Annotated in this window: 11 protein-coding genes; 7 read left to right on the forward strand and 4 right to left on the reverse strand. The window is 61.4% G+C overall.

Features of this window, described 5'->3' with window-relative positions; genetic code table 11:
- On the forward strand, positions 1-228 hold a 228-nt coding region (locus tag Q0072_RS13730), incomplete at its 5' end, for a DUF2158 domain-containing protein (protein ID WP_298331158.1).
- On the opposite strand, the gene Q0072_RS13735 is transcribed toward Q0072_RS13730, so the two are convergent.
- Genes Q0072_RS13735 through Q0072_RS13745 form a run of 3 tightly spaced genes read right to left on the reverse strand, consistent with a single transcriptional unit; the run spans position 229 to position 3,246 of the window.
- Positions 229-1,179, reverse strand: a complete 951-nt coding sequence (locus Q0072_RS13735; protein WP_298331160.1) for a hypothetical protein — start codon at positions 1,177-1,179, stop codon at positions 229-231.
- A 2-nt stretch (positions 1,180-1,181) separates the two neighbouring features.
- Positions 1,182-2,111, reverse strand: a complete 930-nt coding sequence (locus Q0072_RS13740; RefSeq protein WP_298331162.1) for a glycosyltransferase family 2 protein — start codon at positions 2,109-2,111, stop codon at positions 1,182-1,184.
- 1 nt (position 2,112) lies between these two features.
- Positions 2,113-3,246: a GNAT family N-acetyltransferase gene (locus Q0072_RS13745; RefSeq protein ID WP_298331164.1), complete on the reverse strand. Its 1,134-nt coding sequence runs from the start codon at positions 3,244-3,246 to the stop codon at positions 2,113-2,115.
- 248 nt (positions 3,247-3,494) lie between these two features.
- On the opposite strand from Q0072_RS13745, the gene Q0072_RS13750 reads away from it, so the two are divergent.
- The 6 genes from Q0072_RS13750 to argF all read left to right on the forward strand — a co-directional run bounded on the left by Q0072_RS13750 (position 3,495) and on the right by argF (position 7,868).
- The gene (locus tag Q0072_RS13750; protein WP_298331165.1) at positions 3,495-3,938 is read left to right on the forward strand and encodes a hypothetical protein; all 444 of its coding nucleotides are present in this window, start codon (positions 3,495-3,497) and stop codon (positions 3,936-3,938) included.
- A gap of 10 nt (positions 3,939-3,948) precedes the next feature.
- On the forward strand, positions 3,949-4,407 hold the full coding sequence (locus Q0072_RS13755; protein WP_298331167.1) for a hypothetical protein: 459 nt from the start codon (positions 3,949-3,951) through the stop codon (positions 4,405-4,407).
- A 4-nt stretch (positions 4,408-4,411) separates the two neighbouring features.
- The gene (locus tag Q0072_RS13760; RefSeq protein WP_298331169.1) at positions 4,412-4,600 is read left to right on the forward strand and encodes a helix-turn-helix transcriptional regulator; all 189 of its coding nucleotides are present in this window, start codon (positions 4,412-4,414) and stop codon (positions 4,598-4,600) included.
- Between the two features lie 38 nt (positions 4,601-4,638).
- Positions 4,639-5,556 (forward strand): TraB/GumN family protein, encoded by a 918-nt coding sequence (locus Q0072_RS13765; protein WP_298331171.1) that lies wholly within the window; start codon positions 4,639-4,641, stop codon positions 5,554-5,556.
- Positions 5,557-5,721: 165 nt separating this feature from the next.
- Complete coding sequence (locus Q0072_RS13770) at positions 5,722-6,945, forward strand: aspartate aminotransferase family protein (RefSeq protein ID WP_298331173.1); 1,224 nt, start codon at positions 5,722-5,724, stop codon at positions 6,943-6,945.
- The gene (gene argF, locus Q0072_RS13775; RefSeq protein WP_298331176.1) at positions 6,945-7,868 is read left to right on the forward strand and encodes an ornithine carbamoyltransferase; all 924 of its coding nucleotides are present in this window, start codon (positions 6,945-6,947) and stop codon (positions 7,866-7,868) included. The genes Q0072_RS13770 and argF overlap by 1 nt, the downstream gene beginning before the upstream one ends.
- 79 nt (positions 7,869-7,947) lie before the next feature.
- Here the strand turns inward: argF and Q0072_RS13780 are convergent.
- The coding region (locus Q0072_RS13780; protein ID WP_298331178.1) for an insulinase family protein at positions 7,948-10,503 on the reverse strand (2,556 nt) is incomplete at its 5' end.

The raw sequence follows: 10,503 nt of genomic DNA on the forward strand, positions 1-10,503 counted from the left end.
ACGATGGAGGATAGTATGGGCTATATGATTGGCGATACGGTTCAACTCAAATCCGGCGGCCCGGCCATGACCGTCAACAATGTCGATCTCGACAACTACGTCTATTGCGACTGGTTCGACGAACACGGCGACCGTCATTCAGACAAGTTCAAGGCCGATCTGCTGGTCGCCGCCACTGCCGAGGCCGCGCCAAACGAACCGACGCCGGTGGCATCGCCGTCGCTGTAGTTACGCCGCCCGCTTTGACGGAACCGGCGCTTCGACGCCCTCATCGAAGTGCAGGACTTCGGGGCGGGCCTCATCCAGCGTAAAGCGCGGGGTGAGCGGCGACTTGTTGCCATTATAGCCGCCGGCCATTTTCACCAGACGCGCAAACACCACCTTGAACGGCTCCAGCCATTTGGGCGACGTCGCCAGAGCGGGTTTCAGCCCCAGCCAGCGCCGCAGGCAGCCATTGGCATAGATGACATTGGCGCGCCAGATGGCGGCCGGGGTCATAAACTCGATCGACAAGGATACATTCACCGAGTCCTGATTGACGATGCGGTGCGGGGCGTTTTGTGTCCACGTGAGCATCTGCCCCGGTACAAACTCGACCTTCATCGCGTCGGCATCCCACGCTGGATCAAAGCGCAACTGCTCATCCGATTCGCGCAAGGCCACGCCTTCGAGGTCGTGATCCGAGACATAGGGGTCTTTGGGCGGATAGACATAGACGTGCTTGACGCCGCGTATCTGCCACAGGGTCACCAGCGGAATATCGAGGTGGTAGAAGACGTGGGCATTGGGCGAGGAAATCAGAAGGCCCAGATCTTCCTTCAGCGTGCTGACACCCGTCTTGGCGCGAATCTCGGCAAACATGGCCTCACACAGGGCACCAATGTCGGCATCCGCATGATTGACCTTACGCAGGTTGAGCCACAGCCGCCCGGCCTTCACCCCTGCCATCAGCGCGCGTCCGTCATGCGCGCCGCGCCGGCCGAGGAACCATTGCCCCCAGTTGGTCGGGTCATAGCCCATGGTAAACACTTCCAGCTTGTCGCGCGGATAGCGGTCGATCAGGGCGATCAGCGCTTCATCCGTAAACAGGGGGCTGTTGTGCAGGTCGTGCGTAAAGGTGAGGTTTTCGCGGCCAAAACCCGCCTTGTGCGCGTCGGTCCAGGTGAGAATGTCGGTCATGTCTATCTTCCGGCGGGATTGGGGCGCAGCAGGGCGGTGCCGTAAAAGCCGATCTTGTGAAACCAGATGAGTTTGCCAAGGCCACGGGCGGCCTTGTCGAGGATACGCGCGGCGGCTTTTGAGCCTGCCGCATAGAGCGCCAGTCCCGCCCCGCCGAACAGCACCGCCTGCACCAGCCCGTTGAGCATCCAGTAGGCGCAGGTCAGCGGCTTTTTCGGCGTCCCCGCCATGGCCGAGGTCGAAGGCCCCTGACCATAGGCAAAGGCGCGCGGCAGGGTGTAGCGCAGCGTGGCGCGGCTTTCGGGCACGTCTTCCCACACAAAGGCATCGGCGGCCCACACCATGCGCGCGCCGTCCTGTTTGAGGGCATAGAACAGCTTGTCATCCTCACCGCCGCAATTGTTGCGGTTGGTGTCGAAGGGCTGCTCGCCGCTCAGCCGGGCGCGGCGGATCAGCGAATTGCCACAGCCGTAATAGTCGGGGATGGGGCCGCTGTGGGCCGGTCCGAAGCGCGAAAAGAAGGCTTCGAAATAGGGCCGGAATTTGGGATCGGCGGTTTGCAATCGCGCGGTGACCGGGCCGAACACCACATCGGCGTCAAAGGCCTGTTGCGCGCTCAGCATTTTCGCCACCCAGTCGGGCGGGGCCTCTTCGTCGTCATCAAGGAAGAGGATGAAGGGGGCGTTGGCCGCCTTTACCGCCGTATTGCGGGCATTGGCGACGCCGGGACTGGGTTCGTGCAGATAGGTCAGGGTCTGGCCCGCGCCGGGCGTCAGGCTTTCGACCTGAGCGCGCGCCGATCCTTCCGGAGAATTGTCGCAGACGATGATATTCACCGCGACGTCAACGCCCGTCTGCGCAAAGACCGAGCTCAGCGCGGTCTTCAGGCCGTCCGGGCGGCGGAAGGTGGGGATGATCAGGCTGACCGACATCTTACTGGCTTAACCGCTTGCGGGCATTGGCAAAGGCGTAGATCGTGCCGTTGACGCGCCCGCCGATGTCCAGTTCCAGACTGGCCAGATGGTCGAGACGACGCCCCAGACGCCGCGTCAGGTGCGCAACCCCCAGCGCCTTGCCGCTGCTGTCGATCAGGTGCGACAGGGTCTCAGAGGTGCGGCCTTGCCCGGATGCGGCAAACAGGCGGCCATGCTGCACCACCGAATGGGTGTTGCAGAAGGCGCTTTTGTAATGCTGCTGCCCGGTTGAGAGGTCGTAATAATTGACCCCCAGCTCACGCAGCGGCGTCTGGCAGCCTTGCAGGAAGATCTGACCGGGGGAATAGGCGCTGTAGGCCGGATCAAAGGCCGAGACCCACGGGTGCACGCGGTCCCCCAGACGCGGACCAAAGTGCCAGATGATCGGCTTGCCGCCCGCCGTGACGGTGGTCAGGTGGCCATAAAGCTGCGTCTGAGTGTCGGCCGGGCGCACAAACAGGTGGCGCATCAGGGCCTGCACCCAGGGGGCCGACAGGAAGTCGTGGATGCCGGTCTGCGCCGTCTGGGCCCGCTTGATGGCCAGCATGGCGTCAAAATGGTCGGGCGTGAAATCCGGCAGCTCAAACCGCACCTCGCCATGTTCCTCTTCGAGGCGGCGGCGCAGGCGGTTGATGTTTTTCAGGTGCTTCTTTTCGACATTATTGACCGTCTCCCCGTGAGTCAGGTCGATGCCATAGGCGTCTTCGGGCTCGCCCTCAAAGCCGTCAAAGGCACCGTAAGGGTCGATCAGGCCCGACACCTGAAAGGCGCGAATCCCGGCCAGAGCCAGTGCTTCGCGCACCGGGAAGGCCGTGTCCGGAAAGCTGATCAGGGCCGTATAGTCGTTAAACGGTGCGCCAACGGGGCGCGCAAACTGCCCCGGACGGCGGTGGTGGGGCAAAAAGGCGAGGGTCTTTCCGGCACGACGAAATACCGCCACCCTGACGTCGTCGCGCACCTGCGCCACGGCGGCGCAAAAGTCCCACGACAGCACAGGTGAGCCGAAGGCAAAGGTCTGGCGTGCCATGTCGCGCCACGCGGCCATGTCGGTTTCGCTAAGGTCGCGCGGGGCAATCAGGTCACAGGTAATCATACGGGTTCCGGAACGGGCCTGCGGTGGCCCCTTGTTTTACAGGGAATTCCTAGCAGGGAAGGGTAAACATTCCCTATGTCAGGATAGTTACTTTTTTCTACGCACTGACAGGGCCGTAGATGAAAGAGCGGGGATCGTAGGCGGCCGCAAACCCAAAAGACAAGTTTCACAATCTTTTTGACAAGGACGCTTGACAACGCAAATGGCCCCGGTGTAAAGGTTGCTTGTCAATTTGAGGGGTGTCCTTGATGTCGGTAAATCGGTTTTTCTACACGGGTGTCATAGTGGCGGGGGTCACGCTGGGCACAGCTGGCGGGTTTGTGGCGGCCAAGGCCTTTCTGGCCCCTGTCTTTCCTGTATGGGCGGTACCCGCGCTGCTGTGCATCCTTGCGGGCCTTGTGGCCTTGGCTGTCTTTGCTTTCGTTTACAAAAAGCGCCACCGGGCGGACTTCCATGATGAGTTTGCGGTGCGCAAGAAATCAGAGTCGGCGCAATTGGGCTTGTTTCTAGGCATCCTGCTGTTTCTCACCGTGCACCTGTCGCTGATTTTTGTGCCCGGGCTGGAGGACGCGGTGTCCCATGCGATGCACCGCTTCGGTGACCCCTTTGAGGCCGGTCGAATGATGGGTTTCCTGCCCGTTGTTGCAGGCGTTCTGATCGCGCGGCTCGTAACCGCTGTGAAATACAGCTGAGGTAAGGACGATGACGACCAAGAAAAAGATTTCCTTCACCGGCGCTCTTTTCCGAATATTGGGTTTCAGTCTGCTCGGAGGCATGGCTGTCGGCGCCTTATCCGCGGTCCTGATGCTGGAAGGCGGGGTGACAGACCGTACCTCCATACTGGCGACGGCTGGGGCGCTGATGGGAGCGGTGATGATCGTGGTCGCCGGGGTCTATTCCATCCGCTGGTGGCAGAGTGTTGATGAGGCCGTGCGCCACGCCCATGCCTGGGCTTGGTACTGGGGCGGCAGCGCCGGACTGGCGATTTCCACCTTGTTTTTCATCGTCTTTACCGTGACCGACGGCGTGGTGGCCCGTGCCCTTATGCAGAAGCTGGGATATGAAGGCGGGGCCGTCGAGTTCGGCATGATACTGACGGCGGGGCCCATGTTGCTTGGCTATGGCATCGCGTGGGGTATCTGGTGGCTGCGGCACAGATAACCCCATGAAAAACCGTCTCAAAGTCCTGCGTGCGGAACTGAACCTGTCTCAGGCCGATCTGGCCCAGAAGCTGGATGTGTCACGCCAGACCGTGAACGCCATCGAAACGGAGAAGTACGATCCCTCCCTGCCGCTGGCCTTCAAAATCGCCGACGTCTTCGCCCTGAAAATCGAAGACATCTTTCAACCTTAACCTATCGTCTTTTTTTCAAACTCAAGAGGGGGTATCCCATGATCAATCTGAAAAACACCCGCCGTGCGCTTCTGACCGGCTTTGTCGCGGTCGCCACCTTGCTGCCGCTGTCGGCCGTTCAGGCCAAAGAGGCCGCACCCGCCCCGAAAATGTGGGTCATCACCGACGCCGACTCCACCATCTATCTTTATGGCTCCTTCCATATCCTGAAAGCCGACACCCAATGGAAGACGCCGGCGCTCGACAAGGTGTTCAACAGCGCCGACACGCTTTATCTCGAAGTGCCCAATATCGACGATCAGGCAGCGGCCGGCGCGCTGGTGCAAAAGTACGGTATCGACCCGACGGGCAGCCTGCTGAAGCCCTACACGCCCGAAGAACAGAAGCTGATCCGCGACACCTATGCCAAGTACGGCCTCAATATCGACCAGCTGGTTATGCTGAAGCCGTGGCTGGCCAGCCTGATGCTGGTCATGAAGCAGATGCAGACCGAAGGCTTTGATCCGAACATCGGCGTGGACAAGACGCTTCTGGCGGCGGCGCGGGCCAAGAACCTGCCGGTCAAGGGGCTGGAGACGCTGGAAGACCAGATGAAGCTCCTGTCTCAGGATGTGTTTGGCGAAGAGTCGAAGGCGCTGCTCGATACGGTCAAGGAAGACGCCAACGCCAAGGCACAGTTCACCAAGCTGCTGACGGCGTGGCAGACCGGCGACATCAAGGGGATGGAAGTCCTGATGATCGACGAGATGAAGGCCAAGACGCCGAAGATGTATGAAGCCGTCATGGTCAACCGCAACCGCAACTGGGTGCAGCCGATCAAGGACGTGCTGGCCGGTTCGGGCACGCAGATGATCGTGGTCGGGGCCGGGCACCTGGCCGGTCCGGACAGCGTGCAGGCCCTGCTGAAAAAAGAAGGCATCAAGGTCGAACTGTACGACTATCAGTCGGCGAAGTAAGCCGTTGTGATCGTAACCCCTGTGCGTGATCGTGCAGGGGTTTTTATTGACATTGAGGCCGTTTTTATACACAAGGCGCGCCTAAGCCCCTTAAAGCTTAGAATTACCGATCCCCTTGGTCCCGTGCGGCTTTGGGGATGCTTCTTTTTTAAGGGATTCACGAAGATGAACACCACGCCTGAGACTGCCCCCGAAGATCACCTGTTCGGCGTTTATAACCGCGCCGCTATGGAGGTTGAACGCGGCGAAGGCGTGCGACTTTACGCCCGTGACGGGCGCGTGTTCATTGATCTGGTGCAGGGCGTGGCCACCAATGGCCTTGGTCACTGCCATCCGAAGCTGATCGAGGCGGTCAAAACCCAGTCCGAAAAGCTGTGGCACGTGTCCAACATCTTCCGCATCCCGGATCAGCAGACGCTGGCGGCGCGGCTGTGCGAAGACTCGTTTGCCGATCAGGTCTTCTTCACCAATTCGGGCACCGAAGCCGTCGAATGCGCGCTGAAGCTGGCGCGCAAGTATCACGACGCCAAGGGTCAGCCTGAGCGTATCGACATCATCACCTTTACCGGCGCCTTCCACGGCCGCTCCTATGGCGCGGTCAATGCCGGGGGCAATGACGCCTATCTGGCCGGGTTCGGGCCGAAGCTGCCGGGCTATGTGCATCTGTCGTTTGGCGACCATGAGGCGCTGAAAGCCGCCGCGGCGGCCCCCACGGCAGCGGCCATTCTGGTCGAGCCGGTGCAGGGCGAAGGCGGCACGCGTCAGGTGCCGGAACAGTGCCTGCGGGGCTTACGTGATCTGTGTGATCAGTACGGCCTGCTGTTGATGTTCGACGAAATCCAGTGCGGCATGGGCCGTTCGGGTAAGCTGTGGGCGCATCAGTGGTCGGGGGTTGAGCCGGACGTCATGATGACGGCCAAGGCGCTGGGCGGTGGCTTCCCCATCGGGGCCTGTCTGGCCACCAAAGAGGCCGCCTCCGGCATGGTCTTCGGCAGCCACGGTTCGACCTTCGGCGGCAATCCGCTGGCCATGGCGGTCGGTCTGGTCGCCTATGGCGAGCTGTCGAGCCCCGAAATGCTCGATCACGTCAATCAGGTATCGGGCTTCCTGCGTCAGCAGCTTCAGGGCCTCAAGGCCGCCTTCCCGGACGTTATTGACGAAATCCGTGGCAAGGGCCTGCTGGTCGGTATCAAGGTCAAGCCGTCCAACCGCGACGTGATGGCGTTGGCGCGCGACAACGGCCTGCTGATCGCCGGCGGTTCGGACAACTGCATCCGCCTGCTGCCGCCGCTCAACCTGACGATTGAGGAGGCGCGTGAGGCGCTGGCCCTGTTCGAAAAGACCTGTCAGGCGGCGCGCGACACCCTGCTGGTTGAGGAGACCGCGTAATGGTGAAGCATTTTCTGGATATTTCCGACCTGAGCGCCGCCGACCTGCGTGCCATTCTCGACGACGCCCATGCGCGCAAAAAGGCGCGTCTGGGCTGGCCCAAGGGGCGCGTCGATGCCGATGCCCCGGCTCAGGATCGCGTGCTGGCCATGATCTTCGAAAAGAATTCGACGCGCACGCGCTTCTCGTTCGATGCCGCCATCCGGCAACTGGGCGGCGACGCCATCATCTCGACGGCGACCGACATGCAGCTCGGCCGTGGCGAGACCATCGAAGACACGGCCAAGGTGCTGTCGCGCATGGTCGATGCCATCATGATCCGCGCCAACCGTCACGAAGATGTCGAACGTCTGGCGCGCGCCGCCAGCGTACCGGTCATCAACGGTCTGACCAACAAGAGCCACCCGTGTCAGATCCTCGCTGATCTTCAGACGATCGAAGAACATCGCGGCGACATCAAGGGCAAGACTCTGGCCTGGGTCGGTGACGGCAACAATGTCTGCGCCTCCTTCATCCATGCGGCGGCACGCTTTGACTTCACGCTGAACATCGCCTGCCCGGCCAAATACAAACCCTCGAACGCCGACATGGTGTTTGCGGCGGAATCGCGCGCCCGCGTGATGGTGACGCAGGACCCGGAGGCCGCCGTGCGTGGCGCCGATGTGGTGATGGCCGATACCTGGGTGTCGATGGGCGACCTCGATCACGAGGAACGCCTTGAAGCCTTTGAGCCCTATCAGGTCAATGAGGCGCTGATGAAGCTGGCCAAGCCCGACGCCCTGTTCCTGCACTGCCTGCCCGCCCATCGTGGCGAAGAGGTGACGGACGGTGTGATCGACGGCCCGCAATCGCAGGTCTGGGACGAGGCGGAAAACCGCATCCACGCCCAGAAGGCCGTGCTGGCGTGGTGCCTGAACGCATAAGTCTTACACCTCCCTGCACGCAGTGCGGGGAGGGGAAACATTGAAAAACCCCTCCGGTGTGGGCCGGAGGGGTTTTGTTTTATTTCGCCGGGGCAGCGGCGGGTTTGTCCGCCGGCTTGACCTGAATACGCAGCAGCTTCTCCTTGATCAGCCACTTCTTGGCCATGGCCTGAATGTCGGCCGGCGTCACCGCCTCGACCTCGGCCTTGCGCGTGCGGATGGCGGTCAGATCACGCGGATCGGCCTGAATGCCGGGCAGCACGCCCATCCAGTAGCCGTTCGTCTTGACCTGAACGTCGTAACGATCCAGCACCGGCTTGCGCGCGCGCAGCAGTTCGTCGGCTTCCACCGGCTTGGCTTTCAGGTCTTCGGCAATGGCCAGCAGCGAGTCATAGAAGGTCTGATCGACCTCGGGTTTCACCGTCGCCTGCGCCGCCAGATAGCCATAACCCTTGAAGGTGTTGGACATCACGCTGCCCGCCGATGAGCCGTAGGAGGCCCCCTGCTTTTCGCGGATTTCGTCGATCAGGCGCAGCGTCATGACTTCGGCCAGCATTTCAGTGGCACGGGCCTGCTTCGTATCGGCGAAGAAGTCCGTGGTTGGCCAGGCGACGTAGCTGAGGTTCTGATCGGCGCGACCATTGTGAGTCAGGACCTGATGCAAATTGGTCGTGGGGAAGCTGAGCGTATCGGCCCCCTTGACCGGCGCGACGCTTTCGGCGCGCTTGGGCAGGGTGGCGAAGGTGGTGTCCAGAACCTTTTTGGCCTCTTCGACCGTGATGTCACCGACGATGGTGATTTCGATGGGCGCGGTGGTCAGGATACCGGTGACCAGCGCCTTGGCATCGTCGTTCTTCACCGCCAGAGCGGCGTCCTTTTCCGGCAGGCCGAAGCGGGTATCACCATTGCGCAGCAGGCGTGGGGCCCTGGTCGAGAAGACGCTGTTGGGTGTCGAAGACAGGGTCTGGTAATAGTTGGGCAGTAAGGATTTCAGACGATCCAGCGCCTCCGGACGATAGGCCGTGTCGGTGACGAAGGCTGTCAACACCTGCATCTGAAGCGCGAAATCGGCCGGGGTGGTGCCGCCGGACAGTGTGGCCGCCTCTTCACCGATGCCGAAACTGGCCCCGTAGATGCGTCCGGCCAGCGTCTCCTTGATCTCTTCGGAATCGAGCTTGCCCAGACCGCCGTCGAACACGCCGACCCAGTTGGCGGCTGTAAGCGGCAAGGCCTTGTCCTGACCGATGGTCGTCAGGCCGCCGCCAAAGCGGACATTGACCAGAATTTCGTTGTCCTTGAAGGTCGTCGGCTTGATATTGACCTTCACGCCATTGGCATAGGCCAGTTCGGTGACGCCGATATCGGTCAGCAGCATTTCCTTGACCACAGAGGCCGGGGCCTTACCAAAGGTTTCATAAGGCCAGGCCTTCTTGACCGCGACCGCCGGTTTTTCAACGGTTTTGGCCTTGATGGCCTCATAAGACGCCAGCATGGCCGGCTTGTCGAAGCCGCCCAGATCGGACGCCATATGCGTCAGAAGCGGGCCGTCACCGGCAAACAGCGTCTTGGCGCGCGCGCTGACCGCCGCGGCGGTGAGGCGGCCCTTGATGCTGTTGAAGAAGGCGAGGTTCTGGCTGGGGGCTGTCATGACCTCCTTGTCGGCCACCGAACCGACCAGCGCATTGACGATGGCCCCGGTATTGCGCGTCTTTTCGCCCTTGGCCTGTGCCTCAAGGCTGGCGGCCATGTCGGACAGTTCGCGGGTCACCTCGTCTTCGGTCACACCATAGGTTTCGAACTGCCGCACCATGGTGAAGGCCTGCTCAAAAGCGTCCTTTTCCTTGCCGGGCTTGGGCGTGATGCTGAGGCTGAGGGTTTCGGCGGTCTTGGCGACCGTGTCGTCACCGGCCCCGGCGGCGGCAAAGGCGCTTTCGGGGGACTTGGCCTGACGCTCCAGGCGCTGGTTGAGGATGGACAGGGTCAGGTTATCGAGCGTGTCGTCGAAGTCCCTGGCCTGCGTTTCCCACGCATCGTCGAACGGCTTGAACCACGTCACCTGCATGGATTTGCCGAGACCCGGCTCGACATAGGTATAGGCCGAGGCCTTTTGCGGCGTGTAGGTGCCGAAGCTCAGCTTATCCAGTGGGCGCTTGGAACGTGAGGTGAAGTCAGAAAACTTCGCCTTGATCATGGCCTCAATCTGATTGGGGTCGATATCTCCGGCGACCACGATGGTGGTGAGTTCCGGGCGGTAGAAGTCGTTATAATAGTCGATAAAGGCCTTGGGTGGGGCTTTGGTGATGATTTGTGTCGAACCGATGGGCAGGCGGTGGCCATAGAGCTGACCGGGGAAGGCGGCTTTGGCCCATTCGACATAGGCGCGGTAGGGGGGTGAATTGCGCGCACGTTCCTCGCCCAGCACGACGCCGCGTTCGCGGTCAATAGCCTTGGGGGCCAAGGTCAGATTGGCAGCGGTTTCGTAAAACAGAAAGAGGCTGGTGGCGATGGTTTCATGCTCGTTCTTGGGCAGGTCCAGCATATAGACCGTCTCATCGAACGAGGTGTAGGCATTGGTGTCCGGGCCGAACTTCAGGCCGTGACGCTCAAGGATCTTGACCATGTCGCCTTCGGGCAC

Source organism: Asticcacaulis sp., from assembly GCF_027484505.1.
Taxonomy (GTDB): domain Bacteria; phylum Pseudomonadota; class Alphaproteobacteria; order Caulobacterales; family Caulobacteraceae; genus Asticcacaulis.